Origin of the sequence: Vibrio sp. MMG023, from assembly GCF_021654215.1 — a bacterium.
GTDB classification, from domain to species: domain Bacteria; phylum Pseudomonadota; class Gammaproteobacteria; order Enterobacterales; family Vibrionaceae; genus Vibrio; species Vibrio jasicida.
Genome location: NZ_JAKFZP010000004.1, coordinates 674057 through 695476 on the forward strand (window position 1 = coordinate 674057; position 21420 = coordinate 695476).

Below are 21420 nucleotides of genomic sequence, written 5' to 3' on the forward strand. Positions count from 1 at the left end.
AATTGGCAAAGCGAGACAGAAAAAGGGCGACTCACACGTCGCCCTTGTAGATGATTACGATTTTGGATTTAGAATAATCGTTGTTCGCTTAGCTTTGATGCCAAATGCCTCTTTCGCTTTGGCTTTTACTTCTTCTAACGTCACACTCTCAGCCGCTTTATCTACATCAAGCAATGTGTTTAAACCATATCCATGAACAAGATAGCGTGTGTAAGCCCAGCTACGTTGGCCCGGATTATCATCCAAATCCTTCATTGCAACCGCAAGTTGTTTAGCTGCGGTATCAACCTCTTTTTGAGTGATATTTTTAGCCAGTTCATCAAAAACCTTATCTAACTGCGCATCCATTTTGCTAACGTCTTTAGGATCGATTTGAGATTCCAAGAACCAGTCGGACACCATTTCACGATCTTGTGTGATTGGATAAATACTCGGGCTGTAATCCAAGCTTGCATCTTCACGTAATTGCTCTGTAACACGCGCAGCCGCAATACGTTGAAGCATGTCTTCCACAATCATGTCATGCCCAGTTCTTGGCGACTCGTGCTGATTGGTTAGACGTAATAAATACATCGATGACGGTTCGTTACCTTCTTCCATCACCGTTCGGCTTAATGCATTTGGGTTGAACTCAATCGAGTAATCCACCGGTTCCCCTACCTGCATATCAATAGAGGCGACGTATTTACGCAACAATGGGGTAATTTGTTCTGGTTCAACATCCGCCACAATGACCATTTTAAAACCGCGATTGTAGTTGAACAAAGCATCATGTACCGCTTGAACCTGCTCAGGTGTCACATCCTTTACACCATCACTTGGTAACAAACGATGGCGACTGTTTGGTAAGTACGAGTTTTCGTTCGCCGCTTTAATCCATTTCCCCATCGACGACTCAAAAAAGGCACGGCGCTGCTGAAGAAACTCTCGTTTCACCGCTTCTAGTTGGCGTTCATCCACTTTGATATCAGTGGCAATGTTGTACAAACCATTTAACGCACTCGCCAAATGCGCTTTCGGAGTAATGACCTCTATGCCATGGTTAGTTGGTCCTAAAATAGGGAACAACGAGATATCGTTTTTACGTAAATAACTGTCGAGTTCAGAACCAGAAAAATCACCCAAACCACTACGAGCTGCTGCCATCGTTGCCACGTCAAACGCAGGATACAGTGGCTTATCTAACGCGGCTTTACCACCTTGGCTGACGAAGTAAACATAAGCTCGATTGGCCGCTTTATCATCCTTTTGGAACCAAACATCCACACCGTTTGACAAGGTATACACTTGGAAACCACCCGCATCTTCACGAGTACTTACAATAGTGCCTTCTTTCTTTGGCTGAACAAAACCATCGGCTTTCGCGTACATGTTCAAAGGCTTTTCCCCCGCTTGTGCGTAAGCGGCACTCAACAGGGCAAATTCTCCAGCGAACTGAGCTTTATTTTCTGTTTTACCTAAGCCGACAACAAAACTTGCTGGCTGAGAAAGAAGAGCCTCCAACGCTTCATTCGCATGGGTTAGCGTATTGCTCTTAACAAACGTCGACAAGCTCAATTCATAGCCTGCTTTGGATTGGCTCACTGAATCTTGTTCTAGTTGGAATACACGCGCTTCTGCATAGCCTGCTGGTTTGCGTTTCGACCAATCAGAATCGAGATTAGCCAGCTCCCCATACCAACCCGACATGATCCCGTCGAGTTCTTGTTGAGTAACACCATAGTCACGCAAGGACGTCAATGTGTTCATGAAGATTTGCTGGATTTTCTCTCGGCGCTCTGGTGCAAATGAAACACCAGCAGACATCATGCGGTGATAGTTTGAAGAGTATGGTTGTGCGTACGCGTATTGAAATGACTCCGCAGCATCATTCAAAACACTAAGTAGGCGTTGTTGAATAAGTTGAGCACTGATTTCATCTTGCCATGCTTTATGTTGATCTTGCATGGTTTGACGACTCACCGAATCTCGGTCGATAATCAAATGCAAACTCGGCGACTCCATCTGACTACTTGGCAAAATACGGTCTGCATTTTTTGCTCGGATGTCACGACGTTTTTCAACAACAGCATCGGATGTACTATCCCAGTTAGAAAACTTACTCTCAATAATCTTAGTCAGTGATTCTGCATCCACATTACCCGTCACGATAAGCTCTGCGTATTGTGGTTGATACCATTTGTCATAAAACGTTTTGAGTGCAGGCGAAGTTGTGTTTTCTATAGAACTACGTGTACCAATAGGGTCGTGCTCTGCGTAAGGTGTTCCTTCAATTGAAGCTTGGTACGCGTTAAAAGATAGGGATTTATCATCGGGACGAGAACGTCGCCACTCACCTAAAATGACGCCTTTCTCTTTCTCCACTTGTGTTGGATCAAACTGAATACCATCACTGATGTCGCGCATCCAAGTTAGCGCATCATCAAGCTTTTCAGGGTTCGCCAAGTCCAACTTATAGGTCGTCTGTTGATAGGTCGTTGTGGCATTGATATCTGCACCAAAACTGCCACCAGAAGCTTCAAACAACTTCACTACATCATTACCAGAAAAATGGGTACTGCCGTTGAACGCCATGTGCTCAATAAAGTGTGCATAGCCTTTTTGATTGGCTTCTTCTTGGAATGAGCCAACGTTCATCATCAAACGTACCGAAACTTCTTCATCTTGAGTTGGGTAAATGTGGTATTTCATCCCATTGGGAAGTTGGTCCACAACCCAATTAGGGTCAGTTTGAAGAGGTGTAGATTGGGGCGTCAGAGCGCACCCTGACAGCAATAATGCGGGAATTAACAACGTGCTACGCATAACTATCGTCCCTAACAATGATTAATTGAGGCAATATATCGATCACGTCATATGCTTGATATTTAATATGAAATATACGCCCGAATAGTAAGACTTCGATCACACTTTATAAAAATAAGAATCATTTACAAAGACTTAGATAACGCTTTGCTAATAAACAAGTTAGTCCAAAAAAGTAAATAGCATTAAAGATTAATTCTTTATAAACACCGATATGGCTCAAATACGCGACATAGATCGGAATTTATTTTGACCACTAAAATATAATGTTCGCGCGAAACACCCATTTTTATAAATATAAGAGCCAACGATACCTCTATGCTTAAGAATTTATCTTTGAAGAACAAGCTGGCGATTTCTGCCAGTGCTGCCATCATCCTCGGGGGAGTGTTGGTGGAGGGGCTGTCTTTCCGTGATGCTTTGGAGCGACTTGATGTTGAAGTCGCGCAACGCCTAGAAAGTACCAGCGCATCTTACAACCAATATGTGAGCGATTGGCTACTGTCGAAAGAGCGCGCACTCACATCACTGTCACAAGATGCTGAGAAATCCGCCATTGTGACCCACCTAAAACAAGTTCGTGATTCTGCCGCATTTGATAACGTCTTCCTTGCGTATCCAGACGGCTCTCAAGACAACGCGAACGGTGTTGTCCTTCCACCGGGTAACGACGACCCTCGTCAATGGGGTTGGTACACCAACGCGATCGCAAACCCTTCGAAAGTCTTTATGGACAACCCGACTGTCGCTGCGGCAACTGGCGCAAACGTGGTGTCTTTGGGTAAGGCGTTGCAACTTCACGGTCAAACCAGCGTACTAGGTGCAGACGTGGAAATCGGTGACATCTTAAATAGCCTGAACCAAGTGATTCTGCCTGGTGAAGGTTATATGTTTATTGCCAACGACCAAGGCAATATCTTCACCCACAATGACAGCAAACTGCTTAACCAGCCTGTCAGCAAATTGGGACTGAACAACAGCGATATCACAGCGGCAGCAAATTCTGGCCAAGATCGTACCGTGTCCATCAACGGCAAAGACTTCGTGGTTTACGCGAAAGCCATTGACGGTACTAAGCTAACAACGGTCACGGTTCTGGATAATGACTCTTTGGTTGCCCCACTTTACGACGCAGTTTGGGGCCAAATCATCGCGACAACGATCGTAGTGATCATCTGTGTGGCCTTGTTTAATCTGCTGTGTAACATCCTATTCCGTCCACTTTACAACGTCTCAAATGCTCTATCGCAAATCGCCAATGGTAGCGGTGATTTAACTCAGCGCATCAAAGTCGAGAACCGTGATGAAGTGGGTGAATTGGCAGAGAACTTCAACCAGTTTGTTGCTAGCCTTCAGCAACTTATCGGCCACATTCGTCACCAAGCGGAAGACTTGAATCATCAGTCAGAGCTGAGCACCAAACGTGCAAATCAATCTGTTGACGAGCTCAACCACCAGCAACAAGAAATCACACTTGTGGCAACGGCAGTAACGGAAATGGCTTCTGCGACGCAAGAGATCGCTTCTCACGCTGAGCAAACGGCGAAAGTGGCACAAGACTCTTCCGTGAGCACACAAAATGGTCATGCGTTGGTTGTTAACACCAAAGACTCGATCAACAACCTGTCTTCGGAAGTGAACCAAGCCAGCGGCGTGATCAGTGAACTGAACCAACACGCTCAAGACATCAATACCGTGCTGTCGACCATTCGTGACATTGCAGAGCAGACTAACCTACTTGCATTGAACGCCGCGATCGAAGCCGCACGTGCAGGCGAACAAGGCCGTGGTTTTGCTGTAGTCGCAGATGAAGTACGTGTTCTATCGCAACGTACTCATACATCGACAGAAGAGATCAAATCCACCATCGAAACGCTACAACGCACAACTCAGCGTGCTGTTACCTTGATGGAACGCAGCTCTGAACTGGCAGTAGGTTCGGTAGAAGATGCCGACCGCGCTTCTCAAGCGCTGGATGAAATCAACTCGGCAGTGGCGATGATCAGCGATATGGCAACCCAAATCGCCACCGCCGCGGAAGAGCAAACCCACGTGACCAATGAAATCACCCAAAACGTTACTTCAATCAAAGACGTGACGGACCACTTGGTTATCGGTGCAGAAGAGTCGATGAATCAGTCATCAGAGTTGAAGTCTCAAGCAGAAGATCTCAACTCGAAAGTGGCAACCTTCAAACTGGTGTAGTACCCACTTCAACCATTAATTTCAAACCCCGTCATGTTGCGGGGTTTGTTGTTTTTCCCGCCTGTAAATTCGGCTTAATTTGACCCGAAAGCCCCGAATAACCGTACATAAAAGCAACACAATCAACATTATCGCCTATCAACATCAGTAAGTTCCTCAGAGAACAAGATAGGCAAAACTTTTAGGGAAACGGCTTTTCAACCTTATTCAGAAACTTTGAAGGGGTGCGCTTATGAATCTTATGGACCTACCCAAAAAACGGGGCAAATGGAACCTAGAACTGTGCAAGCAAAGTGCAGCAAAATTCAAGACTCGCACGGAGTGGTGTGAAGGATGCAAAGCGGCTTATAGCGCGGCGTATCGCAACGGCTGGCTCGACCAATGTTGCGCTCATATGCAGCGCGTTGGCTTGAAATGGACGTACGAAAAATGCAAACAAAGCGCCTCTGAATACAAGACTCGTTCTGCATGGAATCATGGTTGTAAGAGCGCTTACCATGCCGCCAGAAAAAACGGCTGGGTTGAAGATTGCTGCGCCCACATGCTCCCTTCTCGGACTGGGAAAAAGTGGACCTTTGAAACCTGCGCTGAAAACGCCAAACGATACAAAACTCGCTCCGACTGGCAGCGCGGATGCAGCGGCGCTTACAACGCGGCTAACCGCAACGGTTGGTTGGAAGACTGCTGCGCCCACATGAAACCAATCGAACTCAAGTGGAACTTATCAGCCTGTATCCAAAGCGCAAGACCATTCAAAACTCGTACGGAATGGATTAGCCATTGTAAAAGCGCCTATCAAGCGGCAAGAAACCGAGGGTGGTTAGAGCAATGCTGCGCTCATATGGGCGAACCAAGAACACAAAAGAAATGGACGCTGGATGCCTGTATGAGAAGCGCTGCAGATTACAAAACACGAACAGCGTGGCAAGAAGGATGTAGTGGAGCCTACTTCGCCGCCCACCGAAATAATTGGATGAAAAGATGCTGCGCCCACATGCGTTCTGCACGTTCAAAATGGACACTTAAGATCTGTAAAGGCAGCGCGTCCTATTTCTCAAGTAAACGAGATTGGCTGCGCTGTTGTCGAGGTGCTTACAATGCCGCTCACCGTAACGGTTGGCTTGCAGAATGCTGCTCACACATGGAGAGACCGCGAGCAGCATGAGGAAACTACTTCGCTGCCGCGCCTGTGAGCTTACTCAGCACACCACTGACTTTGGCCAACACCTCGTCACACCCTTCAATCTTGTGGCGCTCTTTTAGATACATTGGGTTGTTGTAAGCGAGCCAAGTTTTGCCTTCCGCATCTTCATAAACCAGCACTTTTTGCGGCAAATCGATCGCCACCTCTTGGGCGCATTGCATCAACGGCGTGCCCACTTTGGGATTACCAAACACAATCACTTCGGTTGGTCGTAGCGCCATATCGACCTTAGCCGCATTCTCTTGGTGATTCACACGCGCAAACACGTTTAAGCCCTTACTTTGCGCGATTTCGACAAACTTATTCGCCGTATCTTGCACCGAATGTTGACTCGCAACTCGTACCACACTGTCTTCTGCCAAAGAGGAAAACGACGCCAACACTGCGACCAATCCTACTGTTATTGCTTTTACCATCTGCTGATTCCTTATGCTTCGATGTCACTACCCAAAAACTATAGAAGCCAAGCACCAGACTCGCGACCTGCTCGTGTTTGATTTTCGGCTTTCCTTATCAACAATAGACCGACTCAGAGTGAAAATTGATTCAGATTAATAAAGCGTTAATCAGTCCAACATTAAAACCGTGAAGCACATAAAATACGTGACCTATTTTACTGAGTAAGAGATAACTAGTGACACGCGATCAATTTGAGTTATTAGCCCCGGGCGGCGATCTGGATTCCATCAAAGCTGCCATTGCTGCGGGTGCCGATGCTATCTACTGCGGACTAGACCGTTTTAATGCCCGTAACCGAGCGACCAACCTCACTTTAGATAACTTGAATGGCGTGCTGACGCTAGCTCATCAGCACAACTGTAAGATCTTCCTGACTCTGAACGTATTGATACTGGAAAGCGAAATCCCAGCCATCGTGCGTTTGCTCAGCCAGTTAAACACCACCGCAATTGATGGCGTGATCGTGCAAGATCTTGGTTTGGCTTACATTCTCAAGAATCATTTCCCAGATCTAGACGTACACGCTTCAACTCAGCTCAACACGCACAACGAAGGACAGATCTTGTTCCTGAATCAGTTGACGGCGAGCCGCGTGAACCTCTCTCGTGAACTGAACATCAATGAGATCAAGCATCTGGCTCAGTTTGGTCGTGAGCATGACGTGATGATGGAAGTGTTTGTGCACGGCTCTTACTGCATTGGTTTCTCTGGCATCTGTTACATCAGCTCTGCGCGCAACGGGGCTTCGGGCAACCGTGGTCGTTGTAGCCAGCCTTGTCGTGAGCAATACGAAACCACCAAAACAGGCAACAGCTACCCTCTCAACATGAAGGACAACTCAGCATTTGGCGATTTAGAAGCGCTTGCCGATGCGGGCGTGTATTCGTTGAAAGTGGAAGGCCGCATTAAGAAATCTCACTACGTTTACACCGTAGTCGATAACTGGCGTAAACAGATTGACCGCTTATGTGATGGCGTAGAACTGTCGAACGACACCACAGAGTTGTACACCGTATTTAACCGCGATTTCTCTAACGCGTTTTTGCAAGGTGATTTCGGTAAAGCGATGTACATCGACAACCCTCGCGATCACGCCGTAAAACACTTTTCGAAGATCTACAAATGCGAATCCGCCGATGATGTGCAAGGCGTGAAGAAAAAGCTCTACGACGACAAAACCGCAATCATTGAGAAGGTTGCAGAGAAGACTCAAGATTTTGATGTGACTTCAACGCAAGCCTCTGGCAGCAGCCTAAAGGGTGCGATTGATGTACCGACTTTGCCGACGCTGCCTCAACCAGATATTCGCGAAGGCGCTCCGAAGCTATCTGTCTTGATTTCATCAGCAGAAGACACCGCACTATGCGAAAGCAGCAATGTCGATGTGTATTTCCAGCTACCAATGGGATTGGCGGGTGAACTGAATGCGATGATTGAGTTGTTCCAAACAAACCCTAGATTGAAACCTTGGTTCCCTGCGATTTTGATTGGTGACGATTACCAAGCCTCACGTGCATTCTTAGAAGCAGTGAAACCAGAATTGTCGATCACCAACAACTCTGGCGTGGGCATGTTGGCTCAAGAGCTAGGATTAGGTTGGGTTGCAGGTCCGCAGATGAACACGGTGAACTCCTACTCGTTCAAATGTTTGCAAGAAGAGTTCGCCGCAAGCGGTGCGTTTATCTCTAACGAGCTGAACATGAAGCAGATGCGCCACATTAAGCGCCCGCACAACATGCGCAGCTATTACAGTATTTACCACCCAAACACTCTTCTCACCAGTCGCCAGTGTTTGTTCCAACAAACCGAAGGTTGCCGCAAGATTAAGGTAAATAAAGGCTGTTTGAAGCGTTGTGACAAGCGCACATCGATCATCAACCTAAAAGACAACCCGTATGTGGTGCAAAAACAAAAAGGCAGTCACAACTCTATCTACAGCGAGCACAACGTATTGAACCTACAAGTGCTGCAAGATTTGCCGCAACTGTTTACGGACGTGTTGATCGACCTGCGCGGCATCCAGACAGAAACCAAAGTCACGATGACCAAACCTGAATTGATCGATGCCTTTACCGCTCTACTGAATGAACACAATGAGCAGCATGTTGAAGCACTTAATACTGCGACTCACCCAACGGCAAACGCTCAATACTTGAAAGGCTTGTAACGGAATCTCATCAGATTCAACTGCACAATTTATGGAAGACTTATGCACCCAATGAAGCAAGAAACACTGAGCTACTTTGATGATTTGAACTACAGCGTGATGGCGCAAACGGAAGCGGTTTATGAGCTCAAACAAAACCGTACGGGTTTAACTGTTGAGCTTAACTTCTCTGCACTTGGTAAAGGCAAATTACCCGCAGAAAGCGACCAAAGAACCGATAAGAAGCTGTATTTCATTGATATTGAAGACATCGAACACATTGGATTTGAAGCATTCGAACCGTTCGTGGCAGGGCTTGGTGAACATTGCTCTATGGTGGTGTTTGAAGAAGAGTTCTTTGAACAAAGCATGAAAGAGATGTGGATGTTCCTATCGAACGATCCGCGTGATCGTGACGTTTTCAACGACAGTAAGTTTTATCGCGCTTAACCCTTTCAAGGCGATTTTGCTCTTGATTTTTACCTCTTGGATGGCCGCTTTGAACACCAAAATCGCCATCCAATTTATCACTTTATCCCGCTTATTCTGACTCTGTAGCAGCTTATTTTTGGGCTCAAGATCCACTTTTCTCATCGTATTAGCAATTCATTTTATTCGCCCCAACAATGCTCTCCCACCCAACCAAAAGCAATAACCAAGTAAATACTCTAGTCACCAATAATTGACATCAATATTCATCCCAATCAATAAATTAGCTCAATTTATAAACCTGAATGCATATGGTGATTTTTTTCTGAATCGGCCTTCAAATTTTGAGTTGTTTCTTTTCATTTGTAACTGGATGTAAGCAAAAAATATGAGTGATTTCGGCAGTGGTTAGATCAAGGGGCTTCCCTCTCTTTGTGACGTTTGCTTAGTGTTTGAAGTCCTCGCCGGAAATCCCCCACGAATAGAAAATCAACAAGGACAGTCGCTTAGCTTTTTAAAGCAAGTGATGAGGATTCAACAATGAAGAAAACAACAATCAGTTTGATGGTAACAGCGGTGCTCATGGGTTCCCCAATCATGGCCACCTCTGCACTCGGCGCAACACAAGAAAACATCATAACGGCCGCTCAAAGCGAGTCAGTCTCTGCCACGATAACCGTGCCACAGGTTGACCAGTGGTACTCACAAGCGCAGGTCGATTTGAAGAATATCTCAGGTCAGCAATTAGACTTGGCGGACGCAGAGATTTGGGTTACCTCAGACAAAGACGCGACGGTGAATAGCTCATGGGGCGCACCTTTTAATGTCAGCAGCCCTGCTCCTAATACGTTTGTCTTTACTCATGACAGCACGTCACAAATTCTAAACGATGGTCAAACAGCTCAAATCTTCTTTGGTCTTAATGCTACCAATGGTGATTACATCGATGGAAACGACGTGCATGTCGAGAAGGTGATCATCAAGAATGATCCTGCGCTTCAAGGCAAGATCACCTTACAGGCACCAAGTGCACCACATGCCAGCCTAGCCGCAGCATCGATTTTGGTTGAGGGTGAGAACTACAGTGAGACCGTGTCTGTACCGTGGGGAAGCAGCTTTGTTCTGGAGCACCTCCAAGATGGCGAGTATCAAGTCACCGCGCAAGATGTAACGAGCGAAATGGGGATTGCCCACGCCTCCTCGCCAACCTCAACCGTGACTGTCGATAGCGATGCAACACAGCCTAGTGTCTCCGTGCAGTACGATGCGTTTATCTACTACGCTACCATCTCGCTCACCATGCCTGCACTGGATGGCATTACGGCAAGCCTAACCACAGATGCCACCGTGAAAGCGGCAGGCACGCAAGACGTTGAACGCAGCCTAGTGGTGCCATTTGGCGGCGAGATCGACATCAGCAAGCTGCTTGATAACCACAAATACGATCTCTCCTACTCACCTATTACGGTGAACAACGTGCTTTACCAACCGAGCGACAACCTCGATGTAATGGTCAACAAAGACACGGCGACAGAAATCAGCACTAACATCGTTGAAACGCCGATCGCGAGTGACGACTTCACTACCGTTCAAGCGAGTATTGTCAACTTACCTCAAGAAGCGATGCCAATTGTGCTCAACCTTGTCGCGAAAGATGGATCTAGCCGCTACAGCTACGAGATTAGTAGCTCGCCATTCACCTTACCTGACGACGTTAAACCGGGTGAGTACGATATCCAAATCGATTCGGTGTTTGCTGGAGACACACGTTATGCCTATGACGGGGATGATTCTGTCTCTGTCACGCAAAGCGATGCTCCGTTGTTGCTGACGCTGCCATTCCGCGAAGCGATGAGCCTTGCAGTCAAAGGCTTCCCAGATTACGTAGCAAACGGCACGGTGACGAACGACAGCGAACAGACCACCAATGAAATCGGCGCAACCAAGGTCAACGCCATATTCAAGTATGCTGGCTTGAGTGGTTCTGGTGATCCGGGGGTAATCCTGCCGAAAGACGAGCTTCCGCTGCATAGAACCTACGCGAATGCACAAAGCGCTTCAGAGCTTTCAGGCCATCACGTACTGCCAGTCATGGTGGTTTACACTGCAAACGCTAGTGGCGGTGCAAGCTGGACAGACTTAGTCGATGATGAATTGCTCTACAAACATTACGCGACCTTCATTACTCAAGCCATTGCGGCGCAAGAGTACGCAGCTGGTGATGGCAGCTCGCCAATGTCGTTTGTGCTTAACCCTGACTTCTTAGGTGAACTACAGAAAAACCCAAGCCATGTAGACGACCTAAACCAAGCGGGCGCGGTCAATGTGAATGACCAACTCGCTCGTGCGTTGGATTACATGAAGACGACTTACGGTTATCAACCACCAGTGGCCGTTCCTCAATTCGAGAACACACTAAAAGGCTACATTGCGTCACTCAACTTCATCATGAATGGGTTGGCAGAAGACGTAACTTACGGCTGGCAAATCAACTTGTGGGCGGTAGGCTCTGCCAACTGGATTCACCAGACCGACGACCAATCAGCTGACAAAGGCCAAGAAGTGGCGAACTTCGTCAACTCGCTGGATGTTTACACTGGCACTTACCAACCAGATTACATTGTGTTCGACAAATATGAGCGCGACGGTTTCGGCTCAGAAGCGATCGCGAACTACGCGTACAACGCCACCAGCTGGACACGTTACCTATCGTATGTAAAAACCATCAGTGATGGCGTTGAGTCTCCGGCCATGATTTGGCAAATCCCAGGTGGCCACATGCCGACTCAAGATGAAGGCAATACATTGATCAACGTTGAACATGAAGCGTCTGGCGGTTCTTACTTTATGGGTGATGCACGCATCGGAACGGACATCAACAACGTACGTACTGGCCTACTCGACAAACAGCTCAATCCAACCACGTACAACGGTGCGAGTAACGTTCGAGAATTGCTAGAAAAAGACGCGGGCTACGACTGGTCTCATGTCGCGATGCAAGATCTACCGAAGAGCAACGTGTTTGCCTTGTTATGGGGTGGTGGCTCAACTACGGCGGTCGTTACCATTGGCTCAAACGGCACGGACAACGGCTGGCTAGACAACAAAGTCGACGCTTACGCACAAAACCCAACGTGTTTGGTTGGCAACGATTGTGACGGCTCAATTTGGGGCGGTGACGGCGGCGATAAGCCACCAGTCGACAATAATCCACCAAGCGTTTCACTGTCTCCGAACTATCAGGTGAACAGCGGCGAAAGCGTAACCATCACGGCTAACGCTTCTGATCCGGATGGTGATGTGATTAGCTATCAATGGGAAGTTCCTTCTGACCTAACGGTTGTCGGCGACACCAATAGCGACACGTTAGTGGTAACGGCTCCGGTCACAGACCCAGACCTCACCTTCACGATTTCATTGCAGGTTTCTGATGGCGAGCTAAATGCCTCAGATTCAACTTCATTGAAAGTCGTTGGTGATAACAGCGGTGGCGGTGATGGCATTTGTGCCGACATCCCAGAGTTCGAGCAAAGACAGTACCAACCGGGCGAACAAGTGACCTACCAAGGCAACTTGTATCAAGCCGACCGTTGGACAGACTCGACACTGACCCCGGCTGACCCTTATGCTGGTTGGACGTTGATTGACAGCTGTTCATAACCATTCCTAAATGGTCAAAGAGATACCGCCGAAACAGGCGGTATCTTTGTATCTACATCATCAGGCAAGGGAGTCACGGTCAAAGCTTAAGGTGACTTAGGTGTTATGTGCTTCAAACTCACATCAACATTTCTTGAACACTCGCCTTGCACTGACTACAATGGCGCACTTTTTTTAATGACTTCAAGGTCACAAACATGACAGATACAGCTAAACCAGCTCTACCAGATCGCCTAGCGGGTAACCCACGTAGCCCATTCTTCATCAAAGAATGCTTCGAGCACCAAATCGGTATTCGCATCAACGGCCAAGAGCGTACTGACGTAGAAGAATACTGCATCAGCGAAGGTTGGGTAAAAATTGCATCTCCTAAAGCAAAAGACCGTTTCGGTAACCCAATGCTAATCAAGCTTAAAGGCGAAGTTGAAGCGTACTACGTGTAAGCTGACCACGCTAAATATCTTTGAAAGCTCGAGTTTGACTCGGGCTTTTTTAATGCCTGTCATATCCCTCCTCATTTAATCTCTTCCCTCTTCTTTTCAGTACAAGTTATTAAGAAATCGAAGTAAATCGCTGTTTTTATCTGATTGTTGTCTAAAGTTTCTAAAGGACTAACTGCAATAACCATTGCCAAAAGAAACAACACCTTTTTAATACAGGGAGAGGAAATGGAAAGCCCACTTGTCACACTCAAACACGCCAGCAAAAGCTTTGTCGATGGCAAAGAGACACATCGCGTGTTGGAAGGGGTCGACTTCACGTTGAACACCGGAGCGAGTGTTGCGTTGACGGGCGCCAGTGGTAGCGGTAAAAGCACCTTACTCAACATCATCGCTGGCTTTGAGCCACTTTCCGATGGTGAATTGTGGTTAGATGGTGATAACGCGGCGACTTGGAAAGACCCACAATGGAGCCGATTTCGACACCAAAAACTCGGTGTTATTTTTCAGCAATTCAATCTATTAACGCCACTCAACGTGCAGCAGAACATCGCCTTCCCTCTGCATTTGAATCAACAGAAATGGAACGACTGGTGCGATTATTTGGTCGAGACTCTAGGCATCAGCCAACTGCTCGATAGACATGTTTCTGCCCTTTCCGGTGGTCAACAACAACGTGTAGCAATTGCGCGCGCATTGGCTCACAAACCTAAGCTTCTACTCGCCGATGAACCCACAGGTAACCTCGACCAAAAAGCGGGCTTGGAAGTGATGAAACTACTGAGTGAAATCACCACCCAAGGCAATACGGCAGTGCTGTTAGTCACCCACAGCCCTGACTGCGCTGGGTTTATGAAAACACGGCTGCGATTGGATAATAGTCAGCTACAGAACAGTCATCACCAAAACAAACATGAGCTTCGCCATGAAGCAAGCTAAGCTATCAAACACCAGATTTACTCATACTCGACTCGCCCTGAATCTGTTTACGGCGCACTATCGGCAGGCGCCACTGCAAGCCGCCGCAATTCTGATCGGTATCGTGCTGGCTGTGACCTTGTTTGTTGCGGTACAAGCCATCAACCTCAATGCCCAACGCAGTTATGCAGAGTCTACCGAGCAGCTTAGCGCACAAGCTCAGAACTTAATTATTCCACCAGCAGGGCAAAACTATCTGCCTGAATCGCTCTACTTCAACCTTAGACAAAACGGGCTCAGTGCAGCGCTACCTGTAATCGAGGGGCGAGTGAGAGACGAACAAGGTCGACGCTGGTCAGTACAAGGTAGCGAGTTGATTGCCGCTATCTCTTCACGTTCTCGGTATTCTGCAAACGGAAAGTCATCAGAAAACCAACAGAACGTGTCTTTGTTCGACAGCGCTTTACCTTTACCTGAGCTTTTAGCTGGCAAGCCAATCGTGATGATGAGCCAATCTCAACATCAAAACTTAGGAGAGGTAGATACCCTAACTCTGGACGACATTCCAACCCAAGTGGTGGTGCTACCTGACGAATGGCAGTTAGGTAGCCGAATGTTAATGGACATTGGTTTTGCGCAGCAACTGCTCAATAAACAAGGACAGCTCAGTTACATTGCGGTTTTCCATTCGGGTGATAAAGGGAATAAAGACACGCAAGCAAAATGGCAGAAGCTGATTGGCGATCAAGGGCAATGGATTTCCAATAATCAAAGTACAGACCTTGGCTCGCTGACCGACAGCTTTCACCTCAATCTCACCGCAATGAGCTTACTCGCGTTTTTAGTCGGGTTGTTCATTGCTTACAACGGCGTCAAGTACAGCTTGCTGAAACGCAATCGGCTGTTAGTGCAAATTCAACAGGCGGGTGTCGCGCCTAGCATTGTGTTCTCTGCGCTGTTAGTTGAACTCACTCTTCTCGTTACCACCGGCGCCTCCCTCGGTTTTGTATTGGGCATGCAGCTTAGCCACTGGCTACATCCGACCGTGGCACTGACTCTAGAACAACTTTATGGCGCGACACTGCTGCCCGGCACTTGGCAGTGGCAATGGTGGGCGCAAGCATTGCTGCTCACGTTAGCCGCAACCCTATTGGCGTGTTGGCAGCACTTTAAACAGCGAGTGCGCCAACCGCTTTCCTCTCATGGCGGTTTTTATCAAGCACCTGAAGCCTCTAACGAAAACCAATTGTTCGTGATAGGTGCTGCGTTGACGGCTTTCGCACTTGCAGGGTTATGGCTGAGTGAGCACCACCGATTTACCATGGCGTGGCTTGGCGTGCTTGTGGTGTCGATTCCTTTGTATCTACCCAAAACACTCAGCGTACTAGCCAATTGGTGTGGGAAGCGCACCACTTCCGGTTTGATGCAGTATCTGTTTGCTGAGTTGCGCGAGCTGATTTCTCCGCTTTCTCTCGCCATGATGGCACTGCTACTCGCCGTTACTGCCAATATGGGGATGAACACCCTAGTTGGTAGCTTTGAATCCACCCTTAAACAGTGGTTAGAACAAAGGCTGCACGCCGATATTTACGTCAGCCCTGCGCAAGGAGAAATCGCTGATGTAGAGCGCGCATTAGGGCAGTTCGACAAGGTTGAGACCGTCTACAAGCAATACTACGTCGACGATAACCTGCAAGGCTTACCGATTTTGCTTGGCACCAAAGACAAAGACACCTTAGAACAAACCATGGTGTTCAAATCCCATTTGGAGAACTTCTGGCAGCGTTTTTACCAAGGTGAGTTAGTCGCTATCAGTGAGCCAACCGCGGTCAAACTGGGTTTATCACTGGGTAGCGAGCTCACGCTTGATGCCGTTCCAAATAAGAACCTACTTGTGGGTGCGGTATTCCATGATTACGGCTCACCTAACGGTGAAGTCTTATTAGCACCAAAGTTATGGCAAGAGAGTGGCTTTACCGACCTGCCAACAAGCCTCGGCATTAAAGTCTCAGGTGACCCACAAATCGTCTACGAGCAACTGCGCGAGCAATTGAATCTGCATCCAAGTCAGCTCTACGATCAGGCGCAAATCAAATCCATCGCTTTGGATATTTTCTCGCAGACCTTCGCCATTACGCGGGCTCTCAACGGCGTAACTTTGATGGTCGCCGTGATTGGTTTGTTCAGTGCTTGCTTCATGTTGCTCGACGCGCGCAAAGCCGCCATTGCAAGGCTGTACGCTCTTGGTGTTAGTCGTCGTAAATTAATGACCATGGTGGTCGGACAGATCGTCGCTCTGGTAAGTTTTACTCTGGTTATCGCCCTGCCCCTAGGTGCCATGGTTGGCTATGTACTGACAGACATCGTCACCTTGCGCGCTTTTGGTTGGAGCTTAAATTATCTGTGGAATTGGAGTGATGCGCTTAGCATTGCGGCAATCACCATCTTGGTGGCAGTGATCGCAACCTTGATTCCGCTGTGGCGATTGGTCAGTAAGCCTGTCGTGTCCAGTTTGCAAAGCGAGGTATTGTGATGGTTCGAATAGCAAGCAAACTTACTCTACTCATAAGCAGCTTATTCCTGTTCGGTTGTGAAGATGCCCAACAAAAAAATATGGGCACGCAAAATATGGGCACGTTGCTGGGAAGCGGAGACACACAAAGTGAGAGCAACCTATTCACACCCGTAGAAAAAGGGGTGGAACTCACCTTTCCTGCCGATCATCAAGCACACCCGGATTTTCGTCATGAATGGTGGTACTTAACCGCTAACTTAATTGATGAAGACGGCACTCCACTTGGCGTCCAGTGGACACAATTTCGCTTTGCCGCTGCGCCGCCAACGGGTGAAGATGACGTGAAGAAAACCGAGTGGCAAGCTCAACAAATCTACATGGCGCACAGCGCAGTCACGACAGCTGACAAACACTACGCCGATGAAAAATGGTCGCGCGATCAAGCCTCTCTCGCTGGCGTTGACAGTTCACCATTTAGAGTTTATCTCGATGATTGGCAGTGGCTCTCTTCAACCAACGACCTCTTCCCTGCCACATTGAAGGCGAACTCCGAACAGTTTGGCTATGCGCTGACCCTTACCAGCAGCGCACCTTATCAAAAGCAAGGCGAGCAAGGGTACAGCACCAAAAGTGCCGATGGTCAGGTGGCTTCGTATTATTACAGCCAACCGTTTATTGAAGTCTCCGGTGAAGTCACGATCGACGGCGAAACCCATCAAGTATCCGGCAAAGGTTGGATAGACCGAGAGTGGAGCTCGCAATTCTTACTCGACTCACAACAAGGCTGGGACTGGTTTGCCTTAAGGTTGAGTGACAAGACTAGCTTGGTGGTGTTCCAATTGCGGGATTCCAAAACCGGAGCAGCCAGTTACTCCAGCGCAAGGCTGATGCAGCAAGATGGTTCTGGCATCGCCATTTCTCAAAAAAACATTCAGTTAAAGGCGACTAAGCAAACAGAAATCCAAGGGCGAAAGTATCCAACCCAGTGGCAAGTGTCGATTCCTGACCAGCAAATTGAGCTTACCGTTTCTGCTCTCAACCCGAACACGAAAATGCCGCTTTCTGTGCCTTATTGGGAAGGCCCAGTACGTATTGAGGGCTCTCATTCTGGGACTGGTTATATGGAGTTAACAGGGTATTAAACCCTCTAAGTGAGAGGCTAAGTAAAAAATCCGTGCAGAATTTCAGTGGTTCGATTCATAATAAATAGGTCCACCAGCAGAGCAAATTCGACAGTTATCATGAACAGCAACAAACCGATCATTCCCAGAGTGCGATTAATCCTCGGCCAGCCTTGCCGAGCGATTGAAATTACTGACGATGAAGACGACCCGTTTCTGGAGCCTCACCGTCACGAGTATTGGGAACTGGTTTGGTGCAAAGAAGATAAAGGCACACAAAGCATCGATTTTGTCGAATATGAAAACCGAGCTAATCGCTTATTTACCATCGCGCCAGGGCAAGTGCACCTATCTGAGTTTATGGGTAACAATGTTCGTTTACTTGTGTTTGCTGCTGGCTTTGTTGAAACCAACAAACGCAGCACGCAATTAGTCGAAAGCGTCTTTGCCACTCACAGTGACCGCCCTCCTTACATCGATTGCAGCGAAGAAGGGATTCGACATCTAGAGCCCCTGTTTAACATGCTAAAACAAGAGTGTGAACGGGGAGAAAAAGACTGCGACTGGGGGTTGGTGGAATCACTCATCAATTGCTTTCTGCGCTACTTACTGCGCCATGCGAAAGCCTCTGACCGAAAAGGCGAACAGCGCGACATGCGAGTGGGGCAATTGGTCGAGCTTATCGACCAGCATTACAAACAAGAGAAAAAATGTGAGTTCTACGCATCAAAGCTCGCCCTCACCAGCAAACGACTCAACGAAATTGTAAAAGCCGAGAGAGGAAAAACCGTCACCCAACTGATTCATGACCGTATCATGCTTGAGGCTAACCGCGATCTGGTGTTTTCAGCCAAAACCATCAAAACCATCGCTTTTGAGTTAGGTTTTGACGATCCCGCTTACTTTAGCCGCTTTTACCGAAAGCAAATGAGCGAATCACCCGCAGAATTCCGATTAAGATGTGTAGATAGTACAACACTATAGGCGGATAATCCCTTTTAGCCGCACCGATATGTACTGATAATACCCGCCAATCAATTCACCACAAACGGGTTTTATTTGCACATTATGGCTATCAATCTCAAAACTGATCCCATTTCAAAATCTTTTTATCAGTACCTGTGGCCAGCGTTAACAGGCATGGTGATAAAGTCACTCTTTATCATGGGCGATGCCTTTTTTATCGGCATGGGCGTGGGGCCAGATGGCCTTGGTGCGATCTCGTTGATCATTCCGCCATTTTCCATTTTCACCGCAATTGCCATGATGGTTGGCATTGGTGGCGCAGCTAAAATGTCGATAGAAATCGGCAAAGGTAACACGGATTCGAGCCAACTTTGGTTCAGCCAATCCATGTTGCTTACCGCGATCCTTTCCACCATCACAGTGGTTGCTGCGTTAACTTGGCTTGATGAATTGATCGCCTTTATGGGTGCCTCAGGCAACATGGCGCAACTGGCTCACGATTACCTAGTCGTATTGCTGCCATTCTTTATTTTGTACTCCTTAGCGTGGGTGCTGTCGTGCTTTGTGCGTAACGATGCCAACCCAAAACTGGCAACTTACGCGATGTCACTTGGTGCGATTGCTAATCTGTTTTTTGACTACATCTTCATTATTGAAATGGGGATGGGAATGAAAGGTGCTGCGTACGCGACAGCGATTTCTCAAGTCGTCATCGCGGTGATTCTGCTTAGCCACTTTGCACGTAAGAAAGGGTCGTTAGAGTTAAGCTTGAAAGGCATTGGTCTGGACAAAACCAAAGAGATCATCAGCATTGGGGTTCCAACCTTCTTTATCGAAGTGACGTCTGCCATGACCATCGTTTTGTTCAACTATGTGTTGCTAACACAGTTCGGCGAGAGCCATATCATCGCTTATGGCTTAACCACCAACGTTGGCGTTCTTGCTCTGTTTGTCATGGTCGGCATCGCACAAGCGTGTCAGCCAATCATCAGCTTTAACCACGGCGCTGCGCGCCCTGAGCGTATCGATGACATCTTAAAGCTGGGATTAAAAGCCGCAATTGGTAGTGGAAGCGTGTTTTTGAGTATTGTTTGGCTGTTCGCTCCAAACATCGCCGCAGCGTATCTTGGCAGCAATGATGGTCTCATCACATTGGCTTCAACTGCCGTCAGTTTCTTCTTTCTTGGTGTGCCTTTGATGGGCTTTAACATGGTGATTGCCAACCTGTTCCAAGCCATTGCCAAACCAAAACAAGCGACGCTCATCTCCTTATGCCGAGGGTTTGTGTTTGTCGCGCTAGGTGTATTGCTACTACCTAAGTTCTTCCCGCAAGACGGCATTTGGGCGAGCATTGTCTTTGCAGAAACACTCACTGCGGTGATCAGTTTGAGCATGTTATTCAACTACCGAAAACGCGCTGTGGAGCTAACAACTTCCGTGGCGAGAAGTTCCTAGTTCAACCAAGCTCAGCCAAATGATAAACTCGGGTTCTATTTCATTCTGTGATTAAAAGGAAATGCGATGAACCCGATTATTGCGCTGCTAAAAGAGAACAACATCAGCGATGAGCAAATCAACGAGATTTTTCAGACTCTGACGCAAAACCCTCTAGCGGCAATGGCAACAATCAGCCAACTAGGTTTGCCACAAGACAAACTACAAATGCTGATGGCGCAAGTGATGCAAAACCCTGCGCTAATTAAAGAAGCCGTAGACGAGTTGGGATTGGATTTCTCAAAGGTTGAAGAAGCAAAAGAGAAGCTTCAAAGCCAAAACCAAGGCAACTAAGTCTTAGCCATTTAGCGCTGAATATAGAAAATGCCGCTAACCCGAACATGTGGGTTAACGGCATTTTTTGTTCGCTAATTTGTTATTAGCTACTTTTTTGTCAGCTAATTATTAGCGATTTAAAGACGCGAATTGTTCTGCGGTCATACCGTAGTAGAGCTTGTCGTCAAAGCCTTGCTCTCGTTTGTAGTAGTCTTTCTGACGGCCTTCCTGAGTAAAACCATTTTTCTCTAACGTCTTGTAAGAGCCAGCATTAGAAGCGTAGCAATCTGCACTGACTTTATGGGCGTTTAGCTCAGTAAAGCCAATCTCGGTCATCATTTGGCAAGCGCGAGTCGCGACGCCTTTGCCCCATGCGCAAGTAGGTAACTGATAACCCACTTCGTAGTTGCCAGTTAAGAACATCACTGCGGTCACTGCACACATTCCCATGTACTGACCTTGTTGGTCACGAATCACGAACGTTGGGCTATCTGACCAAACACCGTCTTTAATCGCTTGTGCCGTATTTTCAATAATAGGGCCAAAGAAGCCTTCATACAGGTTGTTATCAGCAGGTGCAAAGAACAGATACTGATTGACCTTATCGTCGTTCAACATCTCGATAATATCTTGTAGATCAGAGCCTTGAATCAGTTGGATAGTCAACGATTCATTAAATGGGATGGCTTCGCCTTGTTTTAGTTTTTGATATGACATGTGTTACCTCGTTATCTGCTGAAGATAGTAGCCCAGCGGATAAGAGAAAAATTGGATTTTTGCGA

The 21420-nt window shown here is 47.5% G+C and carries 15 protein-coding genes; 12 read left to right on the top strand and 3 right to left on the bottom strand.

All coding sequences use genetic code 11. The annotated features are described in order from the left end of the window. Positions 1–54: 54 nt before the first annotated feature. Positions 55–2805 (bottom strand): M16 family metallopeptidase, encoded by a 2751-nt coding sequence (locus L1076_RS16485; protein ID WP_237304042.1) that lies wholly within the window; start codon positions 2803–2805, stop codon positions 55–57. Positions 2806–3123: 318 nt separating this feature from the next. Between L1076_RS16485 and L1076_RS16490 the strand changes: the two genes are divergently transcribed. Together L1076_RS16490 and L1076_RS16495 are read left to right on the top strand one after the other, a co-directional pair. Next, entirely contained in the window at positions 3124–5010 is a 1887-nt protein-coding gene (locus tag L1076_RS16490) for a methyl-accepting chemotaxis protein (RefSeq protein ID WP_237304043.1), read from the top strand. 232 nt (positions 5011–5242) lie between these two features. After that, a complete protein-coding gene (locus L1076_RS16495) occupies positions 5243–6175 on the top strand; it encodes a hypothetical protein (RefSeq protein WP_054822400.1) in 933 nt (310 codons plus the stop codon). Positions 6176–6180: 5 nt separating this feature from the next. On the opposite strand, the gene L1076_RS16500 is transcribed toward L1076_RS16495, so the two are convergent. After that, entirely contained in the window at positions 6181–6630 is a 450-nt protein-coding gene (locus L1076_RS16500) for a DUF302 domain-containing protein (protein ID WP_237304044.1), read from the bottom strand. 218 nt (positions 6631–6848) lie between these two features. Here L1076_RS16500 and L1076_RS16505 point away from each other — a divergent pair, with 218 nt between their 5' ends. The 10 genes from L1076_RS16505 to L1076_RS16550 all read left to right on the top strand — a co-directional run bounded on the left by L1076_RS16505 (position 6849) and on the right by L1076_RS16550 (position 20656). After that, entirely contained in the window at positions 6849–8840 is a 1992-nt protein-coding gene (locus L1076_RS16505; protein ID WP_237304045.1) for a U32 family peptidase, read from the top strand. Between the two features lie 42 nt (positions 8841–8882). Then, complete coding sequence (locus tag L1076_RS16510; RefSeq protein ID WP_237304046.1) at positions 8883–9269, top strand: hypothetical protein; 387 nt, start codon at positions 8883–8885, stop codon at positions 9267–9269. A 519-nt stretch (positions 9270–9788) separates the two neighbouring features. Beyond that, entirely contained in the window at positions 9789–12908 is a 3120-nt protein-coding gene (locus L1076_RS16515; RefSeq protein ID WP_237304047.1) for a hydrogenase expression protein, read from the top strand. 197 nt (positions 12909–13105) lie between these two features. Beyond that, positions 13106–13351 carry a DUF3297 family protein gene (locus tag L1076_RS16520; RefSeq protein ID WP_005374689.1) on the top strand — a complete coding sequence of 82 codons (246 nt, stop codon included), beginning with the start codon at positions 13106–13108 and terminating at the stop codon, positions 13349–13351. A gap of 225 nt (positions 13352–13576) precedes the next feature. Next, entirely contained in the window at positions 13577–14287 is a 711-nt protein-coding gene (locus L1076_RS16525; RefSeq protein ID WP_237304048.1) for an ABC transporter ATP-binding protein, read from the top strand. Beyond that, the gene (locus L1076_RS16530) at positions 14274–16799 is read left to right on the top strand and encodes an ABC transporter permease (protein WP_237304049.1); all 2526 of its coding nucleotides are present in this window, start codon (positions 14274–14276) and stop codon (positions 16797–16799) included. The genes L1076_RS16525 and L1076_RS16530 overlap by 14 nt, the downstream gene beginning before the upstream one ends. Next, the gene (locus L1076_RS16535) at positions 16799–17923 is read left to right on the top strand and encodes a lipocalin-like domain-containing protein (protein ID WP_237304050.1); all 1125 of its coding nucleotides are present in this window, start codon (positions 16799–16801) and stop codon (positions 17921–17923) included. The genes L1076_RS16530 and L1076_RS16535 overlap by 1 nt, the downstream gene beginning before the upstream one ends. A gap of 99 nt (positions 17924–18022) precedes the next feature. Next, complete coding sequence (locus tag L1076_RS16540; protein WP_033004822.1) at positions 18023–18886, top strand: helix-turn-helix domain-containing protein; 864 nt, start codon at positions 18023–18025, stop codon at positions 18884–18886. An 84-nt stretch (positions 18887–18970) separates the two neighbouring features. Further along, on the top strand, positions 18971–20323 hold the full coding sequence (locus L1076_RS16545; RefSeq protein ID WP_237304051.1) for an MATE family efflux transporter: 1353 nt from the start codon (positions 18971–18973) through the stop codon (positions 20321–20323). 66 nt (positions 20324–20389) lie between these two features. Further along, positions 20390–20656, top strand: coding sequence for a DUF2999 family protein (locus tag L1076_RS16550; RefSeq protein ID WP_004746427.1), 267 nt, complete (start codon positions 20390–20392; stop codon positions 20654–20656). A 111-nt stretch (positions 20657–20767) separates the two neighbouring features. Here L1076_RS16550 and L1076_RS16555 read toward each other — a convergent pair whose 3' ends face one another. Then, positions 20768–21355: a GNAT family protein gene (locus tag L1076_RS16555; RefSeq protein WP_237304052.1), complete on the bottom strand. Its 588-nt coding sequence runs from the start codon at positions 21353–21355 to the stop codon at positions 20768–20770. Positions 21356–21420: the final 65 nt, after the last annotated feature.

What these genes read in the sequence shown, in the direction of transcription:
- L1076_RS16485 (WP_237304042.1), bottom strand. Translation starts at nt 2,805, where the DNA reads ATGCGTAGCACGTTGTTAATTCCCGCATTATTGCTGTCAGGGTGCGCT.
- L1076_RS16490 (WP_237304043.1), top strand. Translation starts at nt 3,124, where the DNA reads ATGCTTAAGAATTTATCTTTGAAGAACAAGCTGGCGATTTCTGCCAGT.
- L1076_RS16495 (WP_054822400.1), top strand. Translation starts at nt 5,243, where the DNA reads ATGAATCTTATGGACCTACCCAAAAAACGGGGCAAATGGAACCTAGAA.
- L1076_RS16500 (WP_237304044.1), bottom strand. Translation starts at nt 6,630, where the DNA reads ATGGTAAAAGCAATAACAGTAGGATTGGTCGCAGTGTTGGCGTCGTTT.
- L1076_RS16510 (WP_237304046.1), top strand. Translation starts at nt 8,883, where the DNA reads ATGCACCCAATGAAGCAAGAAACACTGAGCTACTTTGATGATTTGAAC.
- L1076_RS16515 (WP_237304047.1), top strand. Translation starts at nt 9,789, where the DNA reads ATGAAGAAAACAACAATCAGTTTGATGGTAACAGCGGTGCTCATGGGT.
- L1076_RS16520 (WP_005374689.1), top strand. Translation starts at nt 13,106, where the DNA reads ATGACAGATACAGCTAAACCAGCTCTACCAGATCGCCTAGCGGGTAAC.
- L1076_RS16525 (WP_237304048.1), top strand. Translation starts at nt 13,577, where the DNA reads ATGGAAAGCCCACTTGTCACACTCAAACACGCCAGCAAAAGCTTTGTC.
- L1076_RS16530 (WP_237304049.1), top strand. Translation starts at nt 14,274, where the DNA reads ATGAAGCAAGCTAAGCTATCAAACACCAGATTTACTCATACTCGACTC.
- L1076_RS16535 (WP_237304050.1), top strand. Translation starts at nt 16,799, where the DNA reads ATGGTTCGAATAGCAAGCAAACTTACTCTACTCATAAGCAGCTTATTC.
- L1076_RS16540 (WP_033004822.1), top strand. Translation starts at nt 18,023, where the DNA reads ATGAACAGCAACAAACCGATCATTCCCAGAGTGCGATTAATCCTCGGC.
- L1076_RS16545 (WP_237304051.1), top strand. Translation starts at nt 18,971, where the DNA reads ATGGCTATCAATCTCAAAACTGATCCCATTTCAAAATCTTTTTATCAG.
- L1076_RS16550 (WP_004746427.1), top strand. Translation starts at nt 20,390, where the DNA reads ATGAACCCGATTATTGCGCTGCTAAAAGAGAACAACATCAGCGATGAG.
- L1076_RS16555 (WP_237304052.1), bottom strand. Translation starts at nt 21,355, where the DNA reads ATGTCATATCAAAAACTAAAACAAGGCGAAGCCATCCCATTTAATGAA.